15 protein-coding genes and 2 pseudogenes are annotated in these 20001 nt (G+C 63.7%); all 17 read right to left on the minus strand.

Features of this window, described 5'->3' with window-relative positions; genetic code table 11:
• Positions 1–1496 (minus strand): MCP four helix bundle domain-containing protein (locus tag AADW18_RS19110; RefSeq protein WP_337345001.1); only part of this gene is annotated, 1496 nt, incomplete at its 3' end.
• A gap of 407 nt (positions 1497–1903) precedes the next feature.
• Positions 1904–3103: a porin gene (locus tag AADW18_RS19115; protein ID WP_337345002.1), complete on the minus strand. Its 1200-nt coding sequence runs from the start codon at positions 3101–3103 to the stop codon at positions 1904–1906.
• A 289-nt stretch (positions 3104–3392) separates the two neighbouring features.
• Positions 3393–5372, minus strand: coding sequence for a chemotaxis protein CheA (locus tag AADW18_RS19120; RefSeq protein ID WP_337345003.1), 1980 nt, complete (start codon positions 5370–5372; stop codon positions 3393–3395).
• Between the two features lie 49 nt (positions 5373–5421).
• The gene (locus AADW18_RS19125) at positions 5422–5787 is read right to left on the minus strand and encodes a response regulator (protein ID WP_337345004.1); all 366 of its coding nucleotides are present in this window, start codon (positions 5785–5787) and stop codon (positions 5422–5424) included.
• The gene (locus AADW18_RS19130) at positions 5784–6095 is read right to left on the minus strand and encodes an STAS domain-containing protein (RefSeq protein ID WP_337345005.1); all 312 of its coding nucleotides are present in this window, start codon (positions 6093–6095) and stop codon (positions 5784–5786) included. Before AADW18_RS19130 ends, AADW18_RS19125 begins: the two co-directional genes overlap by 4 nt.
• 113 nt (positions 6096–6208) lie before the next feature.
• Positions 6209–7255 carry a chemotaxis protein CheW gene (locus tag AADW18_RS19135; RefSeq protein WP_337345006.1) on the minus strand — a complete coding sequence of 349 codons (1047 nt, stop codon included), beginning with the start codon at positions 7253–7255 and terminating at the stop codon, positions 6209–6211.
• Complete coding sequence (locus AADW18_RS19140) at positions 7252–8034, minus strand: ParA family protein (RefSeq protein WP_337345007.1); 783 nt, start codon at positions 8032–8034, stop codon at positions 7252–7254. The genes AADW18_RS19135 and AADW18_RS19140 overlap by 4 nt, the downstream gene beginning before the upstream one ends.
• 170 nt (positions 8035–8204) lie before the next feature.
• Positions 8205–9017 (minus strand): annotated as a pseudogene (gene motD, locus AADW18_RS19145) (flagellar motor protein MotD); the annotation flags it as partial.
• Positions 9018–9039: 22 nt separating this feature from the next.
• Positions 9040–9780, minus strand: coding sequence for a flagellar motor protein (locus tag AADW18_RS19150; protein ID WP_337345008.1), 741 nt, complete (start codon positions 9778–9780; stop codon positions 9040–9042).
• A gap of 185 nt (positions 9781–9965) precedes the next feature.
• Entirely contained in the window at positions 9966–11807 is a 1842-nt protein-coding gene (locus tag AADW18_RS19155) for a chemotaxis protein CheA (protein ID WP_337345009.1), read from the minus strand.
• A 175-nt stretch (positions 11808–11982) separates the two neighbouring features.
• A complete protein-coding gene (locus AADW18_RS19160; RefSeq protein WP_337345010.1) occupies positions 11983–12594 on the minus strand; it encodes a protein phosphatase CheZ in 612 nt (203 codons plus the stop codon).
• On the minus strand, positions 12594–12974 hold the full coding sequence (locus tag AADW18_RS19165; protein ID WP_337345033.1) for a chemotaxis response regulator CheY: 381 nt from the start codon (positions 12972–12974) through the stop codon (positions 12594–12596). The genes AADW18_RS19160 and AADW18_RS19165 overlap by 1 nt, the downstream gene beginning before the upstream one ends.
• Before the next feature lie 290 nt (positions 12975–13264).
• A complete protein-coding gene (locus AADW18_RS19170) occupies positions 13265–14014 on the minus strand; it encodes an RNA polymerase sigma factor FliA (protein WP_337345011.1) in 750 nt (249 codons plus the stop codon).
• Positions 14011–14823 (minus strand): annotated as a pseudogene (locus tag AADW18_RS19175) (MinD/ParA family protein); the annotation flags it as partial. The gene AADW18_RS19170 and the pseudogene AADW18_RS19175, both read right to left, overlap by 4 nt.
• Before the next feature lie 55 nt (positions 14824–14878).
• Positions 14879–16420: a flagellar biosynthesis protein FlhF gene (flhF, locus tag AADW18_RS19180; RefSeq protein ID WP_337345012.1), complete on the minus strand. Its 1542-nt coding sequence runs from the start codon at positions 16418–16420 to the stop codon at positions 14879–14881.
• Between the two features lie 169 nt (positions 16421–16589).
• Positions 16590–18665: a flagellar biosynthesis protein FlhA gene (gene flhA, locus AADW18_RS19185; protein ID WP_337345013.1), complete on the minus strand. Its 2076-nt coding sequence runs from the start codon at positions 18663–18665 to the stop codon at positions 16590–16592.
• Positions 18662–19837 (minus strand): flagellar biosynthesis protein FlhB, encoded by a 1176-nt coding sequence (flhB, locus tag AADW18_RS19190; protein WP_337345014.1) that lies wholly within the window; start codon positions 19835–19837, stop codon positions 18662–18664. Before flhB ends, flhA begins: the two co-directional genes overlap by 4 nt.
• Positions 19838–20001: the final 164 nt, after the last annotated feature.

Below are 20001 nucleotides of genomic sequence, written 5' to 3' on the forward strand. Positions count from 1 at the left end.
GCGTTCTGGCGCACGGTGGAGGTCAGTTCCTCCATCGAGGCGGCGGTTTCTTCCAGGTTGGCAGCTTGCTGTTCGGTGCGGCGGGACAGGTCGGTGTTGCCGGAGGCGATCTCGCCGGCGGCGGTGTTGATGGAGACCGACGCACCCTGGATGCGGCCGACGATGTCGGTCAGCTGGGCCACGGTGGCATTGGCGTCGTCGCGCATGCGGGCGAACACGCCGTGGAAATCGCCGTCCATGCGCGCGGTCAGGTCGCCGCGGGCAATGGCTTGCAGCAGACCGGAGGTTTCACTCAGATTCTCATCTGTGGTTTCCATCAGACGGTTCAGGCCTTCGACCATCACGTGGAAATCGTACTGGTAGCGTTCTGCGTCGCCGCGCACGGAGAAGTCGCCCGCGACCGCCGCTTCGGTCAGTCGCTTGATCTCGGCGTTGATCGCCGACAGATTGCGCTTGGTGGCATCCATCGCTTCGGTCAGTACGGCTTTCTCGCCCGGCAGGCGGTCCATATCCACCGACAGGTCGCCGATGGCGTAGCGCTGCATGATTTCGACCAAGCGCAACTTCACCGCGATATGCGAGGCGACCAGCGCGTTGGTGTCGCGCACCATGCGGCCGTAGTCGCCTGGAAATGCAGCTTCGTCCATGCGGTAGCTGATCTCGCCGGCATCGTGGCGGGTGGCCATTTCCATCTGCGCGGCGGAGACAGCCTGCAGACGCGACTGCATCTGGCGCATGCTTTCCAGCAGCTGCCCGGTTTCATCATGGCCGTGGCTACTGATTGAATTGTCCAGCTTGCCGTTGGCGATCGCACCAGCGACCCGCGTGGCCTGCAACAGGGGGCGCGAAATGGCGCGGGCAATCAGCCAGCCCGCCAGTACCGCGATGGAAGTCAGTAGCACCAGGCTAACGATCATCCCGGTGACCGCGCGCTGGTAGCTGTCGTTGGACGCCTTCAGTTCCTTGTTCAACTGATCCGCGTTGTACTGGGTCAGCTCGACCAGCTTGGCGAACAGCTCGCGGCGCGCCGGACGTGAATCCTCGTCGGAAATGGTCTGCGCACCCACGACGTCGCCGGCACGGATGGCGTCGCCCATGCGCGTGTTGGCGTCGTAGTAGCGTGCCAGGTGCTTCTTTACCTCTGTATAGAATTCCGCTTCCCGGCCGGCGGCGGTGGAGCGTTCATAGATGCCCTGGGCCTTCGTGACCGCATCGCGCGCCTTCTGCATGCGCTTGAAATAGTCTTCCACCGCTTCCGGCTCATCCGCTCGCGCTATCTGCGCCAACTCGAAGGTGCGCAATTCGCCCAGCTGCGCGCGAATTTCACCGAGTTGCTCCACCGCGGGAAACCAGACTGTCTGGATTTCCACCGCCAGCTTGTTGGAGGCGCTCATCTGCGCCAGCGCATACATTCCCAGGCCGATGGTCATCAGCGAGGTGATGGTGAAAGCCACGGCCAGCTTTCTGGCGATGGAGATGTTTTGGAACCATTTCATCGGGAGATCTCCGGTAATGCAGTGAAGTGCCGTACGAACGATGCACGGCCATGGCGGACGCTGCGGGTGCCAGCGGGAAAGAGGTCTCCGGCTGGGCGGTAATGCGTTGTCTGCCAACGAAGTAACGGCGGCGCGCTATCAAACTTGATATCTGGGTGTCAAAAAGTAATTGCATTTACCTGATGGGCGGTTGAGGGCCGCGTGGCAGGCGTTTGCGGCGGGAAGCGGCCGTTTTTTTCGGAAAGAGAATGGATCCGGGATCGGCCGGGAAGCCCCCAGCCTTGCGATTCGTCATCCCAGCATTCGCTGGGATGACGAGGTCGATTGCGCAGCAGTTGTCGCTTGCGGTCGGCCACTTGGGGGCCGACCTGCTCGAGAATCTCAAACCCGGTTCACCCGCAACCGAATCAAAAACTCAGCTGCGCCCGCAACTCAAAAACGCGCGGCGAAGCGGAGAACGCGCCGCGTTCGGCGTCGACCCACACATGATTGGCCTGAAGCTTGAAGTAGCGGTTGAGGTACCAGTTGGCGCCCAGCGTCCAGTCCTGCTGGCGCCCACCGGCAATGCCGTCGTTGTCCAGGTCGATGCGGCTGTAGCGCGCCAGCAGTTCGACAGCGCCGTATTTACCAGCCGGTTTCGGATTGGCCACGTTGCCGCCGCTATACACGCGCGATTCGCCGGTGACCAGCCAGCTTCCGAAAATGTATCCGCCATCCGCCGAGTACGAAGGCAAGCCCAACTGGCGCTCGGTCTTCTGGCGCAGGTATTCGCCCTGCACCGACCACGGGCCATCGATCCATAGCGCTTCCAGGCCGGCGCGGCGGATGTTGTCCACGCGGCTGAGGTTGCCAGAGTCGACCAGTCGAACGCCTGTGAGCGCGGCTTCCGGCTTGGCGCGCCAGCGGATGCTGGGGAACACTTCCACGCCGCGTCCATTGATTTCGCTGTCGGGACGTTCCTGCGATGCGGACACGCCCAGGTGCAGCACGCGCGTGGCTTCCTTCAACGGCGTCCACGCTGCGCGCGCGGCCACGGTGTCGCCCTTGTTGTTGCCTTGCAGATCCGACTCGAAGAAATAGCCTGCATTGACGATGTAAGCGGGACGTTCGAACGCCCAATCGATACCGCTACGCCGGCCCTGATAGAACGCCTGCGTCGGCAGCGAGTTCTCCATGAAACTGCCGTTCCGCGTGGCGGTATTGCCCTCGAAGCCGAGCGGCAGTTTCATCTGGCCAACGCGTACTTTGCCCAGGTCGCGGCCGAACAGCGCCTTGGTTTCCAACCGCAACGCCACGTCCAGCCACGTCTTGGCCTGGAAGTCGAAGGTGGCGCCGAAATCGTAGTACCCCTTGCGCTTGACGGTGACGCCGACTTCCTGGCGCCGCCACGCGTCATCGTCCTGCAGCGATGTAGAAGCCCCATAACCAGCGCCGGAGAAGTCGTTGGAGTCGTATGCGAGATTGCCGGTGAAAGCCCACTCGGTGCCGTTGGCGGATGTCAGTTTCGGCGGCCATAGCGTGGCTTGGCTGGCGGCGGGTTTGTCTTGTGCCTGGACCGGTGCATGCGCGGCCAACAAAGCGAGAGCGAGAAGGGACAGCGACTTCATGGTGGTTTCCTACGGTACGGGCGAGCACTTTCCGCGGGCGGTCGTCCATGACCGTCCGGGTAGGTGTGTGTTATGGGTGAGTTGCGCGCGCGGCGCGCGGGGTTTGGTGCTGGAGCGGTTCTGTTTCTAATGCTGACAAGCCGTCGTCAGCGGGGTCCAACGTTATTGCTCGAAAGGTAAAAGCAAATCCCCCTCAAATGCTTTTCAACCGCCGAATGGCGGGTCATCCCCCTTTTAGAAAGGGGGAGGTAAAGCAAGCGCCTTTCTGTTCCCTGTTCCCGGCTCCCACTTACGCGGCTTGCGGTACGCGGAGCGAGCGCACCAGGCCGCCGATATCGACGATCAGTGCTACGCGTCCATCGCCCAGGATGGTGGCGCCGGATATTCCGTCGATGCGGCGGTAATTGTTTTCGATGTTCTTGACGACGACCTGCTGCTGTCCGATGAGTTCATCGACTTCCAATGCAAGTTTCTGGCCATCGCCTTCCACCACCACCACCAGCGAGTCGGCAGTGCGCCGTTCGCCGTAGGCGTAGTACTCGCTCAGCGACACCATGGGCAGGTACTCGCCGCGCACGCGCAGGACGCGGCCTTCGCCGGCCAGCGTGCGGACGTCTTCGGCCTGCGGCTGCAAGGCTTCCAGTACGTAGGACAGCGGGAGGATCAGGGTTTCCTCGCCCACCGATACCGCCATGCCATCGAGGATGGCCAGCGTCAGCGGCAGGCGGATCACCACGCGGGTGCCGGCGCCCGCGGCGCTTTCCAGCTGCACTTCGCCGCCCAGCGCCTGGATGTTGCGGCGGACCACGTCCATGCCGACACCGCGGCCGGAAAGATCGGTCACCGCTTCGGCGGTGGAAAAACCAGGCTGGAAGATCAAGTCCCAGATCTGCGAATCGCTCGGGTTTTCGGGCACATGCAGACCGCGTTCCAACGCCTTGGCGAGGATGCGCTCCCGGTTCAAACCGCGGCCATCGTCGCTGACTTCGATCACGATGTGGCCGCCCTGATGCGACGCGGCCAGCGTGATGGTGCCGGTCTCGTCCTTGCCCGCTTCGCGGCGCGCTTCCGGCAGTTCCAGACCATGGTCGATGGAGTTGCGCACCAGATGCACGAGCGGATCGGCGATGCGTTCGATCAGGCCTTTGTCCAACTCGGTGCCTTCGCCAATCGTGCGCAGGCGTACCTGTTTGCCCAGGCGCGCGGATAGATCGCGTACCAACCGCGGGAAGCGGCGGAATACGGCGTCGACCGGCAGCATGCGCACGCCGATCACCGCTTCTTGCAGATCGCGGGTGTTGCGCTCCAGCAGATCCAGGCCGGCGAACAAGCGTTCGCACTGCGCCGGATCGAGTACGCCGGACACCTGCTTCAGCATGGCTTGGGTGATCACCAATTCACCCACCAGGTTGATCAGGCCGTCGATCTTGTCGACGCTGACGCGGATCGAACTTTCGGCGGTGTCATTGGCGGCGGGCGGGGCAGTGGGATTGGCCGCGACAGCCGCTGGTGCTGTCGTTACGGCAACAGGCGCGGCGACCGCAGCGACAGCCTGGCGCTCGATAGGTTGAATCTCGAGTTCGCAATCGTCCACCACCCAGGCGAACGCGTCGTCGACGGCACTTCGCGGCACCTTGCCGATCAGTCCCAGATCCCACGCCAGGTAGGCTTCCAACGGATCCATCTGCGCGAAGCCGGGCAGACGGTCCAATCGGCAGGCCACTTCCAGCGGCGCCAAATGTTCCAGTTCGCGCAGGATGCGCAACGGATCGTTGCCGCTCATGAACAGCGAAGGTGCCGGCGAGAAACCGATTCGCCAGCCATCCGGAAGTTCATCGGCGGGATTTTTCGCGGGCTGCGTCACGGTGGAGGCGCTTTCCTGTCCGGACAGCACCGCATTCAAGCGTGCGCGCACGGCTTCCACCGCGCCAGGATCAGCCGGTTGGCCGTGTTCGGCTTCGGCCAACAGGCTGCGCAACACGTCCACCGAGGCCAGCATGGCATCGATGGCCGGCGCGCTGACTTCGCGTTGACCGGCGCGTAGTTCGTCCAGCAACGTCTCCAGCACATGGGTCAGACCGGCGATGGCTTCAAAGCCGAATGTCGCCGAACCGCCCTTGATGGAATGCGCCGCGCGGAAGATCGAATTGATCAGGTCGCTTTCGCGACTGCCTTGCTCCAGCGACAACAAACCCGCTTCCATCGCTTCCAGCCCTTCGCGGCTTTCCTCGAAGAAGGTGGCATGAAAACGCTGCATGTCGATGTTCATCGCTGCGGAACTCGTGTCGTGGCCGTCGGAGCAGGCGGAGAAGTGAAGCTCAGCCCAGGACTTTCTGGATGGTGGCGACCAGCTGTTCGGGATTGAACGGCTTGACCAGCCAACCGGTCGCACCGGCGGCCTTGCCTTCGGATTTCTTGTCCGCGGCCGACTCGGTGGTCAGCATCAGCATGGGTGTGAACTTGTAGTCGGGCAGTGCGCGCAGTGCACGGATCAGCGAAATGCCGTCCATGTTGGGCATGTTGACGTCGGTGACCACGGCGTTGAACCGCTGGCCTTGCGCACGGCCCAGTGCGACTTGTCCGTCTTCGGCTTCGTCCACGGAAAAGCCGGCGGAAGTCAGGGCGAAGGCGACCATCTGGCGCATCGACGCCGAATCGTCCACCACCAGAATACGTGCGCTCATGCTGCGTTCTCCACTTTGTGTTCTTTGTCGTTGTCGGAAGCAAGCAGCCCCAGTTGCGCGGTCAACCCGAGCAGGCGGGCGGCATCGCGGAAGGCGTGGCTGATGTCGGCAAAACCGGTGCTGTGCCCGGCCTGCTGGCGATCGCGCACGAACGTGCATAACACCTGCAAGCTGGCGGTATGCACCCGCTGCACTTTGCCCGCATCCAGCAGCAACGGCTGTGGCTGCGCCAAGTGCGGTGCCAGGTTCTGTTTGAGATCGGCGGCGGCCTCGATACCAAGGTCATCGCCCAAAGGCACTGCGCTCATCATGTCTCCGGAGGGGCGGCTCACTTGAGGTATCGGCCGGGGTGGGGCGGACTTGAGGGGGTATTTGGAGGCGGGAGGCGGAGGCGGAAGCGGCTCACTCCCCATTCCCGGCCTCACTTCAACAACTGCGAAGCATCCAGCAAGATCACCGCGCGCCCATGCAGTCGTGCCACACCGCGGAATAGATGATTGGCGATGCGGCCGACTCGGGCGTTGTCGGGGGGTTCGATCTGTTGTTCGGTGAGGTTGGTGACGTCTTCCACGGCCGATACGCGCAGGCCCAGGATCTCGCCTTGTTCTTCCAGCACCACGATGCGGGTGGAGGCATCGGACTCTATGGTATGGCGGCCCAGGTACAGGCCCAGGTCGACCACCGGCACCACCTGGCCGCGCAGGTTCATGACGCCCAGCATGTGCCTGGCCGCGCCGCGTAGCGGCAGCAGTGCACCGGGCAGCACCACTTCCTGCACCTTCAGCAGTTCGAGTGCGTAGTGCTGATCGTCGCAGCGCATGCGCAGCCAGCGTGTGGTCGGTTCGGCCGCGCGGCGGCGTGCACCGCTGTCGATCGGTGTTTGCAGGAAGGGCTTGGAAGGAAGCGGCGGAAGCGCCTTGGGCGTGACGACGGGCGTAAGCAGGGTCATGGCAGGGGACCCGGAAGAAGGGAGGCGGGATGCGGGTGTCGGGAGCGGGGCGGGTATGGCGGGCGTTGGCGTGGATGGCGCAATGGGCGCCGCAACGGCATCGCTGGCAGGTGCGATGGCCGGGGCAGCCGCCCGGAGATCGGCAGCCGGCTCGTTGATGGCTTCCGATACCAATACTGTCGTTGAATCCGGACGCGGTGCGAATTCGTTTTCCATTTCTTCGATGATCGAAGCCACGGTCGCGGGATCGACCACACTTGTTGCGACGTCCGTGCGGACAGCAGCATCCAGAACGACAACAGCCTCGTCGAAGTCCATTACCGGCGCAACGACCACAGCGGGTGCCACGCTTGTTTCGGTGTCCGCGCAGACAGGAGCATCCAGAACGACAATAGCGTCGTCGGATTCCAATACCGGCACAACGACCACCGCGGGTGCCGGGTGCATGGGCGCAACCGCGACGCCCACATCACCCAGCAACTCCATCAGATAGTCGTCCAGCGCCGGTCCGGAATTCATGCGGCCTGCTCCATCAGGCGGCTTTCGGTGTCCAGCAGCCAGTCCAGTGCGCGACGGTATGCCGACAAGGCTCGGCCGGGATACTGGCCCACCGGTGCTGTCTCGGTCAGTGCTTCGACCGTGCAGATGCGGGTGTCGTTGGGAATAGCATCGTTCCACACGCGTGCGCCATGCTGGTCCTGCATGGTCTTCAGCGTGTCGGTGCCGGTGCGGGTGCGACGGTCATGCAAAGTGGGCAGGACGGATACCGGCAACGGACGGCGCCGCGAACGCTCGATCATGTCGGCGGTGCGGCACATGCCGTTGAGCCCGTGCAACGCCAGCGGTTCGGTCTGGGTGGGAATGATGAGGTGGTCAGCCGCGGCCAACGCGTTGACCATCAGCAGCCCCAGTGTGGGCGGACAGTCGAACATCACGTAGTCGTACGCCGTGCCGCTGCGGGATATCGCATTGGAAAGTGCCAGGCCTAGGCCGGGTTGAGTGGCACTGCGGCGTTCCAAGGTGGCCAACGCGGTCTGCGCGGCGACGAAACTCAGGTGTTCTATCTCGCTCGGGCGAACGACGCGCGCGAGTTCGGTGGAAGGGTCGTCGAACAGATTCAGCACGCCGGTCGGCGGTGGTTCGCTGGAAACACCGAACGCACGCGTCAGCGATGCATGTGGATCCAGATCGATCAACAGCACGCGCGAGCCGCGCATGGCCAGACCGCGGCCCAACGCCAACGTGGTGGTGGTCTTGCCTACGCCGCCCTTCTGGTTGGCGATCGCCCAGACACGCATCAATTCACTCCTTCAGGGACGTCGGGGGCCGGCGCCGTGCCGGATGCAACGGCGGATGCAATCGTGGATATGGGTTGTGGCATCGCAGGTAGATTGATCACCGTGGGCTCCGGTGCCGGGGGTTCATCCTGTGCCTGCAATTCCTGCGCCATTGCGCTGTTGTCCTGGCTGGCGAGGATGATCAGCAGCACGCGGCGGTTGGCGTTGCGGCCTTCCAGGGTGGTGTTGTCGGCGATGGGCCGGAACTCGCCATAGCCGATCATCGCCAACCGCTCCGGCGGAATCCCGTCGCCGACGAACAGGTGCACCACGCTCGCGGCGCGTGCCGCCGACAGTTCCCAATTGGAGGGGAACTGGTAGGTACTGATGGGCCGGTCGTCGGTATAGCCTTCCACGCGCACGGCGTTGGGTACCTCTGCCAGCACTTCGGCGAGTTTCGACACGGTATCGCGCGCGTCCGGCTCCAGGGTCGCCGAGCCGGTGGGGTACAGAATGTCGCTGTTGATCTGCACTTCCAGCCACAGTTCCGCGCGCTTGATGGTCACCAGCTTCTTGTCGATGAGTGGTTCCAGCGCGCGCTCCAGGTTGGCGGCAATGGATTCCAACTGGCTCTGGGCGTTCTGCAGGCCCTTGCTGTCCATGGTCATGTTCATCTGCGATGCCATGGCCGCGAGCAGGGTCACGTTGGGTGCGGGCGAGGGCGCAGACGGGCCGCTCTTGGCGCCGGACTTGATAGGCGATGGGCGGTCGAAATCCGCGCCTTGCAATTGGTTGTTGCCGATCTGCACGGGGTTGATGGTGCGTGGCGCGCCACCGAACGCGGCGGTCAGCGCGTCGGCCATGACCCGGTACTTGCCTTCGTTGACCGTGGAGATCGCGTACATCACCACGAAGAAGGCCAGCAGCAAGGTCATCAGATCGGCATAGGGAATCGCCCATGCCTCGTGATTGGCGTGTTCTTCATGGTGCTTCTTGCGTGCCATCGATCTACGCCGCCCGCGTGCGTCAGTGCAGGAAGCCGGCGAGCTTGGCTTCGATATTGCGCGGGTTTTCGCCCTGGGCAATGGCGATCAGGCCCTCGATGATCATCTCGCGTTCGCGAGTGCGGCCGCCGATGACGCTCTTCAGCTTGTTGGCCATGGGCAGGAAGAACAAGTTGGCCGACGCGATGCCATAGATGGTGGCGGTGAAAGCCGCGGCGATGCCGTGACCCAGTTTGCTGGGATCGGCCAGGTTCTTCATCACGGCGATCAACCCGAAGACGGCACCGATGATGCCCAGCGTGGGCGCATAGATGCCCATCGCCTCGAAGACTTTCGCTGCTGCCAGGTCCTGGTGTTCCTGGCCGCTGAGATCGATTTCCAGCATGTGGCGGATGGCTTCCGGTTCCAGGCCGTCGACCAGCATCTGCAGGCCTTTCTTGAGGAAGGCGTCGTTCTGTTCGTTGACCAGGGGCTCCAATCCCAACAGCCCCTGCTTGCGTGCGATGTTGCTCCACTCGACGATCTGGCTGATCAACGATGCGCGATCGCTGGTCGGCGGGCGGAATACCCACATGGCGATGGACGCCGCGCGTTTGAACACCGCTGGCGGCGTGTGAACCATGATTGCCGCTACGGTTCCCAGGATCACGATGACGAATGCAGCCGATGACCACAGCGACGAAACGCCGGCACCTTTCAAGATGCTGCCACCCACCAGCGCCAGCAGCGCCAGGATGATTCCGATGATGCTGAAGATATCCATGTACGTAGGTATCGGCGGTTGTGGTTCAGTCTTGAGCGATGGGATGGTTTGATCACGCCGAACCGTGATGGATCGCCAACAACCGACGTAGGAGCGGCGTCCCGCCGCGAGCTCTTCCCGTCAGATCGCGATAAAAGCGAAGAGCTCGCGGCGGGACGCCGCTCCTACACCATCGAACGGTGCGGCTAGGCGGCCGTTTCCCGCAAGCCATCCACATCCAGGATCAGCGCCATGCGGCCATCGCCGATCAGCGTGGCGCCGGCATAGCCGCGCAGGCCGCGTACAGCACGCGGCAACGGTTTGATCACCACTTCCTCGCGCCCGCGCACCTGATCGACAATCAGGCCGAATCGCTGGTCGCCCATCTGCAATACGACAACGGTCAACAGGGGCGTGACGGCGGGGTCCACGCCCATCCAGCGGCGCAGGTCGACCAGTGGCAGCGTCGTGTTATGGCGATCCAGCACGGCTTGTCCGTCGAACCAGCGCAAGCTGGCGGCGGGTGCATGCAACACCTCCAGCACGCGCGCCAGTGGTAGCGCATAGACGGGATCGCCTGCCTGCACCAGCAACGTGGGCAGGATCGCCAGGGTGAGTGGTACGCGGATGACGAAACGGCTGCCGCGGCCCAGCACCGAATGGATCTGGATCTGGCCGCTGAGTTCGCGGATGCGCGACTGCACCACGTCCATGCCGACACCGCGGCCGGAAATGTCGGTGACTTCCGCCTTGGTGGAGAAGCCAGCCAGGAAAACCAGTTGCAGGCATTCGTCGTGCGACAGACGCGCCGCCGCTTCGGGATCGATCAGGCCTTTTTCCAGTGCTTTTGCGCGCAGGCGCTCGGGGTCGATGCCAGCACCGTCGTCGCGGATTTCGATGGTGACGAAATCGCCTTCCTGCTGCGCCGACAAGCGCACGTGGCCCTGTCGTGGCTTGCCCGCGTTTTCGCGCAGGTCGGGAAGTTCTATGCCATGGTCGATCGCATTGCGAACCAGATGCACCAGCGGATCGGCCAACGCTTCCACCAGATTGCGATCAAGTTCGGTTTCGGCGCCCACCAGCTCCAGGTCGACTTCTTTATGCAGCGTACGCGCTACGTCGCGCGCCACCTTGGGGAAGCGTGAAAAAACTTTTCCCACCGGCTGCATGCGTGTCCGCATCACCGCCGATTGCAGACGCGCGGTTGCAATGTCCAGGCTGCTGACAGCGCGATCCAGTTCCTCGTCGCGCAAACGCGCGCGCAGGGTTTTCAGGCGGTTACGCGACAGCACCAGTTCGCCGACCATGTTGACGATGGCATCCAGGCGCTTGGTGTCGACGCGGATGGTTTGTTCGGCTTCGGCAGTGACGCGGGCTGCCGGTTTGGCCGTGGGACTCGGCACAGCCGGTGCCGCTGGCCTGGGCGGAGGCGGTGCGGCCGCTGTTTGCGCGCCGGGTGCGGCACCGCCATGCAACTGATCCAGCAGCGCTTCGAATTCGTCGTCGTCGATCAGGTCGCCGGAAGGAGGACGTGTTGCCGCAACCGGCGCCGCGGGCTTGCCGCCATTGCCCTGCAGCTGGTCCAGCAATGCTTCGAATTCATCATCGTCGATCAGGTCGTTCGCGCCGGCGGCGGGCGCGGGCGCTGCGATCGCTTTCGCCACGGGTGCCACGTGCACATCGAACTGCTCGATCAACGAAGCTGGCGCATGCGGCGGTTCTTCGCTCGCTGCCACGGCGTCCAGCATGCGCTGCAGATAATCCAGCGATTGCTGTGCGGCGTCGAAGTGATGCGGCTCCAGCGTCGCCTTGCCCGCACGCACGATGCCTAGCGCTTCTTCGGCGGCGTGGCACAGATTGACCATGGCATGGATCGCCAGGAATCCGGCGCCGCCTTTCAGCGTATGGAAGCCGCGGAACACCGCGTTGAGTTGCTGGCTGTCGCTCGGGTCCTGTTCCAGCGTGACCAGCTGTTCCCCCAGGCGATCCAGGATTTCCTGAGCTTCGATCAGGAAGTCGGCGGCGATTTCGGGGCTGACGGCGGACATGAGGGAGAGGGTGGAGATTCCGGTGGTGATGGGTGTTTTGGATCAGTGCCGTGCGGTGTATTGTTTTTTGCTCGTCATCCCAGCGTTCGCTGGGATGACGACTTTAGGATCTGATGAGAACGTTGGATTACCCGCTCTTCACCATTCCCTATTCCCGTTTCTCTGTTCCCGGCCCTTAAAGCCCCAACCCCGACAACAAATCATCCGCGTCGTCCTGCGAGAACGCGTTGCGGTCCAGACCAGCAACGGCCGGTCCGGCAAGATCTGAACCCTTGGGTTTTTCCGGTGGCGGCAGGCCGAGTGCGTGGAAGCCCTCGTGAACACGGCGAACGATGCCGGCGACGCGGCGGATGATCTGGCCGGTGAGGTCCTGGTAGCTCTGGGCCAGTGCCATTTCCGACAGGCCGTTGCGGATCTGGTCGACCAACTGCGTCTGGTCGGGATTCAGCGGTGTGGCTTTCAGCTGATCGGCGACCGCGCGGCATTGCTCGGCCAAGTCCAGTGTCTTATGGCTGGCCTGTTCGGTCATGGCCACGACATGGTCCAGGCGTGCGCAGGCATCGTCCAGTTCGCTGCCGTGAGCGGGTGGCAGTTCGCCCAGCGTCTGCGCCAGTTCGCGGGCCAGGCGGCCCAGTCCCTGCATCATCGGCTGCGTACGCCAGGCGGCGATGGCATCCAGTTCACGCCGCCAGCCGGCTTCGTCGCCTTGCTCCAGCGCATCGAGCGCATGTTGGAGTTTTTCCACCAGCACGCCGCGCGCGGCAGTTACTTCCGCAGGGGCGTTCATCAGGCTGCCGCTCCCAGCCGCTCGAATATCTTGCCGAGCTTTTCTTCCAGCGTTTGCGCGGTGAATGGCTTGATGATGTAGCCGTTGACGCCGGCCTGTGCGGCTTCGATGATCTGTTCGCGCTTGGCTTCGGCGGTCACCATCAACACCGGCAACGCCTTGAAACGATCATCCGCGCGGATGGCGCGCAACAACTCGATGCCGGTCATGCCAGGCATGTTCCAGTCGGTCACCACGAAATCGAAGGGGGCCTGCGCCAGGACCGTCAGGGCGCTGTTGCCGTCTTCGGCTTCGGAAGTATTGGTGTAGCCCAGATCGTTGAGCAGATTCTTGATGATGCGGCGCATCGTCGAGAAATCGTCCACGATCAGGATGCGCATGTTCTTGTTAGCGGTCACGAAGTGCTCCGGTGAAGCTGAGGCTGGTCTTGAGGGTTTATCGGCCGAGGGGCGGGAATGTTTAGGGTGGGAAGTAGGGAACGGAAAGAGCTTCGCTTTGCCCCCTTTTTTAAAGGGGGCTACGGGGGATTTGCTCTTGCTCTTCAAGGATCAAGGGCGCGAAGCAAAAGCAAATCCCCCTCAAGTGCTTTTCAACCGCCGAATGGCGGGTCATCCCCCCTTTTTTAAAAAGGGGGAGGCAAAGCAAGAGCTTTTCCGCTCACAGCCGACCCTTACTCGTCTTCCAGCCCCGCATCCACGCTTTCAAACACCTGCAGCCGTCCACGCAGGCGGACCATGGCCTGGCCGTGGATCTGGCAGACGCGTGATTCGCTGACGCCGAGTACGGCGCCGATTTCCTTCAGGTTCAATTCCTGCTCGTAGTACATCGACAGTACCAACTGCTCGCGCTCGGGCAGTTGGCCGATGGCCTTGACCAGTGACTGACGGAACTCGCTGCGCTCCAACAGATGCTGTGGCGATGGACCGCCGGTCTTGCTGGTGTTCGGCTCGCCGTGGTCGTCCACGTGCGACTCCAGGCTCAGTACCTGGCCGCGCGCCGCGTCTTCCAGCAGGCGCAGGTATTCGGGCAGCGGGATTTCCATGGCCGCGGCCACTTCGGTGGCGATGGCGGCGCGGCCGGTGCGCTGTTCGATTTCGCGGACGGTGGCGGCCGCTTGACGGGCGCGGCGGTGCACCGAGCGCGGAACCCAGTCGCCACGACGGATCTCATCGATCATGGAGCCGCGGATGCGGATCGAAGCGTAGGTTTCGAACGAGGCGCCTTGTTCGGCGTCGTAGCTGCGCGAGGCTTCGATCAGGCCGATCATGCCGGCCTGGATCAAGTCGTCCACTTCCACGCTGGCCGGCAATCGCGCCGCCAGATGATGCGCGATACGGCGGACCAGGTCCGCGTGCGTCGTCACCGCATCGGTGGCGGCGCTGCGTTGCACGGCTTTGTATTGGGCGGTGGCGGTGTTCATGCGGCGATGCCCCGGCTGATCATGCGCTCGACGAAAAATTCCACGTTGCCGCGGGCGCCGGCGGGCGGCTGCCAGCGGGCGGTCATGCGGGCGATTTCATTGATGGCGCGTGCGGAGGGACTGCCCGGGTAGGCCTTGACCACCGCTTGCTGGCGCTGCACGGCGCGGCGCAGCCAGTCGTCCTGAGGCACGGCACCCAGATAATGCAGGGCGACGTCGCCGAGGAAACGTTCGCAGACGCGCGCCAGTTTTTCGTACAGCTTCCGTCCTTCGTTGGGGTCGCGCACCATGTTGGCGATGACGTGCACGCGGTCCACGCCGCGTTCGCGCGACAACACCTTGATGAGCGCATAGGCATCGGTGATGGAAGCCGGTTCGTCGCACACGACCACCACGGTGTCCTGTGCTGCCTGGCAGAACGTCAGCACGCTGTCGGTAATGCCAGCGGCGGTGTCCACCACCATCACATCCAGGGCGCGTTGCAATTCCGAGAAGACGTTGACCAAGCCAACGTGTTCGGCCGGTTGCAGTTCCGCCATGTGCCGGAATCCCGACGAGGCCGGGACGATCATCAACCCGTCGGGTCCCTCGACCACCACGTCTTCCAGCGTGCAGCGGCCGGCGACCAGATCGGCCAGGGTGAATTTGGGCGACAAGCCCAGCAGCACGTCGACGTTCGCCAGACCCAGGTCGGCGTCCATCAGCAGGGTGCGCTTGCCGAGTTCGGCCAGTGACACCGCCAGGTTCACCGATACGTTGGTCTTGCCAACGCCGCCCTTGCCGCCGGTGACGGCGATCACCCGAACCGGATGGAACGCGCCGGCGATGGGTGGCGTGCTGCGTGGATTGGTTTGCAGCAAGTGGTCAGGCGACATGGCTGGCTTCCGTCACGGGTTGCTCCGCTTCTCTTCTGAGTTGATCCAGTCGCAACACCAGATGCGCGCTGTTGGCGCGATGCAGGTCTTGCGGCACACGTTGACCGTCGGTGACCCAGGTCATCGGCATTTGATGGTCGACGACCACCGAAAGCGCACTGCCAAGGCGGCCGGTTTCGTCCAGCTTGGTCAGCACCACGCCTTGCGGGTTGGCGCCGCTGAAGCGGCGTACCACTTCGTCCAGGTCGCCGAAATGGGAATTGGCGGGCAGCACCAGCAAGGTGTGCACCGTGCCGGTCGAGCGCAGCCAGTTGAGCTGTCCGACCAGGTTCTTGTCGCGCTGGCCCAGGCCTGCGGTATCGATCAAGACAAGTTTGTAGTCGCGCAGGCGTTCCAGCGTTTGCGCCAGGCTGACGTCGCTGTCCGCCTCGTGCACGGCGATGCCCAGTTGCCGCCCGTAGCTGTGCAATTGTTCGCGACCGCCGACACGGATGGTGTCGGTGGTGACCAGCGCTACGTCGCGAGCGTTGTGCTTGGCGGCGAAAGCGGCAGCCAGCTTGGCGATGGTGGTGGTCTTGCCGGCGCCGGTGGGACCCACCAGCGCGACAACGCCGCCTTCTTCCAAGGGATCGATCGCGGCAACCGGCAGCTTCTTGGACAGCAGGCCCAGCATCAGGCCGCGGCCGCGGTGCGGTTCGGTATCGGCGGGAATCTGCAATGCGATGTCGCGGGTGATGCCGGCATCGAAGCCGTAATCTTCCATCAGTTCCATCGCCTGCATGCGCACCGGCGAGCCGCGCAGGCGCTCATCGGTGAGGCGATGCATTTCGCGTTCGATCATCTCGCGCATCGATGCCAGCTCGGCGCGCATCTGCACCAGTTGGTCGTCGTTCTTGCGGGCTTCGGCGGAGTTGTCGGCTACGACGGTCAACACCGGTTCGACGGCGCTGACGGGCGCAGGTGATGCGCTGACCTGCGCCGGTGCGGCCGCAGGTACGACCGCCGCTATCTCAGCGGGCGCGCTGGCGATTTCCGCGGCGGGCACGGGATAAGGCAGCATCGGCTGGGGTGCGCTCGCTTGCGCTGGCACCACCGGTGCAGGCGGAATCGAGGCGGCCAACTTGGCCGCGAAGGAATGCGGTTCCAGCAGGGACGCCGCGGGCGCCGCGCTGATCGACGCGGACGCGGGTGCGAGATTCTTGGGACGGAAATAGTCGGCTGCGGCCTCGGCGGGCGAGGGCGTGTGCGTCTGCACTGGCGCCGGACGTGTCACCTGGGCTGCGCTGGCGCGGACGGCATCGTGCTGGAGCGGTGCGGGGTTAGCGTTCGCCGTGGGTGCGGCTGCGGGTGCCGGACGCATCGCTTCCAACGTGCGCTGCACCAACGCTTCGTCGTAATTGGTGGCCGCCACGATCTCGACACCCTCGTCGATGACGCGGTTGGACAGGATGACCGCGTCCGGACCTTGTTCCTGACGCACCATCGCGAATGCGGTGCGCATGTCGGGAGCAACGAAGCGTTTGATTTTCATGGTTGGAAGCCGGGAATAGGGAAACGGGAATCGGGAATGGACGAGACCGGGTTCCGGTTTCGATCGAGTGTTTCGTTGAAGTGGTGTATCCGTTTCATCTCATCTGTCTCCGCGTTGGGAACCTGCATTTGCGATTCCCCATTCCCGATTCCCAATTCCCGGTGCTAAATCAACTAATCGTTCCCACCAACTTCAACCGCTTGTCTTCCGGTACTTCGCTGTAGGCCAGCACCGAGAGCGAAGGAACGCTGTGCCTTACCAGCCTTGCCAGGGCGGCGCGAACCGCGCCTGGCACCAGCACCACCGCAGGTTCGCTTTTGGCTTCCTGCTTGGTGACGCAGTCCGCCAGACTCTGGTGCAGCCGTTCGGCCAGACCCGGTTCCAGCGCAGCGCCTGCTCCTTGTGTACTGTCCTGCAAGACCCGTTCCAGAGCCGGCGCCAAGGTATAGACGGGTAGTTCCGGCGCCATGCCGGAGATTTCCTGCACGATGAAACGGCCCAACGCGTTGCGTACCGCTGCGGTCAGTGCGGCGGGATCGGGCGTGTGCGGTGCGTGTTCGACGAGCGATTCGACGATGCGGCGCAGCTGGCGGATCGGCACGCGTTCGTTCAACAGGTTCTGCATCACGCGCACGACGGTGGACAGCGGCAACGCCTTGGGCGTCAGGTCTTCCACCAGCTTGGGTGCACTGCGGCCCAGCGTGGCTAGCAGCTGCTGCACTTCTTCATGGCCCAACAGTTCCGGCGCATGTTCGCGCACCAGATGGGAAAGGTGGGTGGCAACCACCGTAGCCGCGTCCACCACCGTGTAGCCCAGCGATTCGGCCGTTGCATGCTGATGCGGCTGGATCCATACCGCATCCAATCCGAATGCGGGGTCCTTGCCCGGAATACCGTCGATAGGTGCGAAGGCGCCGCCGGGATCCAGTGCCAGTTCGCGGTCCGGATGGATTTCCGCCGTGGCGACGGGCACGCCATGCACCAGCAAGCGGTAACCATTGGAAGGCAGTTCCAGGTTGTCGCGGATGTGCACCGGTGGAATGAGGAAACCCAGATCCTGAGTGAGCTTGCGACGCACGGCTTTGATGCGCGACATCAGTTCGCCGCCCTGGCCCTTGTCGACCAGCGGGATCAGCCGGTAGCCGACTTCCAGGCCCAGCGGATCGACCGGGCGCAGTTCGTCCCAGGTCAGTTCAGCGGCGGGGTTGCTGGTGCTCGGCCCCGGCAGCGCGGCTTCGGGTTTGACGCTCTGTTTTTCCTGGTCTTTCTTCCAGAGTTTCCAGGCGACATAACCCAGCACCGCGGCCAGCGTCAAAAACACGACGTTCGGCATGCCCGGCACCAAGCCAACGATGCCGATCAAACTGGCCGCCACGGCAAGCGCTTTGTGCTGACCGAAAACCTGGGTGACCATGGCGCCGCCCATGTCCTGCGCACGCGAAGCGCGGGTGACCAGCATCGCCACCGCCGAGGAAACCAATAGTGCGGGCAATTGCGCCACCAGGCCGTCGCCGATCGACAGCAAGGTGTAGACCTTGGCGGCTTCGATGGCGGGCATGCCGTGCTGCAGTACGCCGATGGCCATGCCGCCGATCAGATTGATAAACAGGATCAGGATGCCGGCGATGGCGTCGCCGCGGATGAACTTGCTGGCGCCGTCCATCGCGCCGTAGAAGTCCGCTTCCTCGCGCACTTCTTCGCGGCGGGCCTTGGCCTCTTCACGGGTCAGCAGGCCTGCATTGAGATCGGCGTCGATCGCCATCTGCTTGCCTGGCATGGCGTCCAGGATGAAGCGCGCCGACACTTCCGAGATGCGTCCGGCGCCCTTGGTGATCACCACGAAGTTGATGATGGTCAGGATGGCGAACACCACCATGCCGACCGCGAAATTGCCGCCCACCACGAACTCGCCGAAGGCGGCGATGACCTGGCCGGCCGCATCGTGGCCGTCCTGACCGTGCAGCAGCACCACGCGGGTGGACGCCACATTCAGCGCCAGCCGCAGCATGGTGGTCATCAGCAGGACGATGGGGAAGATGGTGAAGTCCAGCGGCCGGCGTACATAGACCACCGCCAGCAATACCACCAGCGAAATCGCGATATTGAAACTGAAAAGCGCGTCCAGCACTGGCGGCGCCAGCGGCACCATCACCATCGCCAGCATGGCCAGCACCACCAGCGGTGCGCCCAGGCCTTGCCGCAGCAGATCCATTACTCGCGCGGTGGGAGAGGCTGGGGCGTTCATGCGCGGCCTCCGGGCATCGCGCCTCCAGGCATCGTGCCTCCGGGCTTGGCGCCCAGTTGTTCATCCACTTCAACGACCGGCTGGTCCGGGTACGCCGCTTCGCCGCCGCGCCATGCGCGCAGCTGGTAGACGTAGGACAGGATCTGGGCAACGGCGGAATACAGTCTCACGGGGATTTCCCGGCCAATCTGGCCTTCGCGATACAAGGCGCGTGCCAGAGGCGGGGACGAGACGATAGCGACCCGGTGCTGCTCGGCGAGTTCGCGGATGCGGTGGGCTATTTCGTCCACGCCCTTGGCGACCACCCGCGGCGCACCCATCTGGCCACCGTCGTACTTCAGCGCCACAGCGTAATGGGTCGGGTTGACGACGATCACGTCCGCGCTGGGAACGTCTTCCATCATCCGGCGCTGCGACAGCTGGTGCTGCATCTGGCGAATACGGCCCTTCACTTCCGGGCGGCCTTCGCTTTCCTTCATTTCGTCGCGCAGTTCCTGGCGCGTCATCTTCAATTTGCGGGTGTAGTTCCACTTCTGGTACGGGGCGTCGATGGCCGCCAGCAGCGCCAATGCGCCGGCGGTGGACAACAGCAGTACGCCGGTGAAGCCCAGGCCACTGCTGGCCGCGGCTTCCAGCGGCATGTCCAGCAACGCGCGCAGTTTGTTCAAACCCAGCTTCAGGGTTAGCGCGGCCGCGCCGCCCACGAAAACCACCCGCAGCAGCGATTTCAGCAGTTCCGCCAGGCTTTCCGGGCCGTACAGGCGCTTGAGGCCCGCAGCAGGACTGAGCCGTTTGAAGTCGGGCATCAGCGATTTCTGCGAAAACTTCAGGCCACCCATCAACAGGGGGCCGGCCACGCCAGCCAGCACGCACACGATGGCTAACGGCGCCATCACCAGCAGCAACTTGAGCAGCAACTGGCCGGCATGGCCGAACAGCTGGTCGGGGTGCCCGCGCAGGCTCATGTCGGGGGTCAGCGCGACCTTCATCCAGCCCAGGCTGTTGCGCGCCAGTGTGGGCGCCGTGGCGGACAGGGCCAGCACGCCGGCGCCGAACACCGCCGCCGTCGCCAGTTCGCGCGATCGCGGGACGTTGCCTTGCTCGCGCGCCTCGCGCAATCGTTTTTCGGTGGGCTGTTCTGTGCGTTCGCCGCTTTCGTCTTGCTCTGCCATGGCGATTTTCCGACGGGGTCGGGGCAGCCGATGCAAGAAGCGTTCCGGAATTCGCCGGCGCGGGTGGGTCGCGACCGGGGAAACAAATCCAAAGCTTTTGACACGGATTAACCGGAAAGAAGCGGATCAAGGAAGTGAATGCTTCTGATCCGTGTTCATCTGCG

Origin of the sequence: Pseudoxanthomonas sp. CCNWLY206-1, from assembly GCF_039710385.1 — a bacterium.
GTDB lineage: Bacteria > Pseudomonadota > Gammaproteobacteria > Xanthomonadales > Xanthomonadaceae > Pseudoxanthomonas_A.

Coding starts and splice junctions, on each gene's coding strand:
- AADW18_RS19115 (WP_337345002.1), bottom strand. CDS start 3,103: ATGAAGTCGCTGTCCCTTCTCGCTCTCGCTTTGTTGGCCGCGCATGCA.
- AADW18_RS19120 (WP_337345003.1), bottom strand. CDS start 5,372: ATGAACATCGACATGCAGCGTTTTCATGCCACCTTCTTCGAGGAAAGC.
- AADW18_RS19125 (WP_337345004.1), bottom strand. CDS start 5,787: ATGAGCGCACGTATTCTGGTGGTGGACGATTCGGCGTCGATGCGCCAG.
- AADW18_RS19130 (WP_337345005.1), bottom strand. CDS start 6,095: ATGAGCGCAGTGCCTTTGGGCGATGACCTTGGTATCGAGGCCGCCGCC.
- AADW18_RS19135 (WP_337345006.1), bottom strand. CDS start 7,255: ATGAATTCCGGACCGGCGCTGGACGACTATCTGATGGAGTTGCTGGGT.
- AADW18_RS19140 (WP_337345007.1), bottom strand. CDS start 8,034: ATGCGTGTCTGGGCGATCGCCAACCAGAAGGGCGGCGTAGGCAAGACC.
- AADW18_RS19150 (WP_337345008.1), bottom strand. CDS start 9,780: ATGGATATCTTCAGCATCATCGGAATCATCCTGGCGCTGCTGGCGCTG.
- AADW18_RS19155 (WP_337345009.1), bottom strand. CDS start 11,807: ATGTCCGCCGTCAGCCCCGAAATCGCCGCCGACTTCCTGATCGAAGCT.
- AADW18_RS19160 (WP_337345010.1), bottom strand. CDS start 12,594: ATGAACGCCCCTGCGGAAGTAACTGCCGCGCGCGGCGTGCTGGTGGAA.
- AADW18_RS19165 (WP_337345033.1), bottom strand. CDS start 12,974: ATGCGCATCCTGATCGTGGACGATTTCTCGACGATGCGCCGCATCATC.
- AADW18_RS19170 (WP_337345011.1), bottom strand. CDS start 14,014: ATGAACACCGCCACCGCCCAATACAAAGCCGTGCAACGCAGCGCCGCC.
- flhF (WP_337345012.1), bottom strand. CDS start 16,420: ATGAAAATCAAACGCTTCGTTGCTCCCGACATGCGCACCGCATTCGCG.
- flhA (WP_337345013.1), bottom strand. CDS start 18,665: ATGAACGCCCCAGCCTCTCCCACCGCGCGAGTAATGGATCTGCTGCGG.
- flhB (WP_337345014.1), bottom strand. CDS start 19,837: ATGGCAGAGCAAGACGAAAGCGGCGAACGCACAGAACAGCCCACCGAA.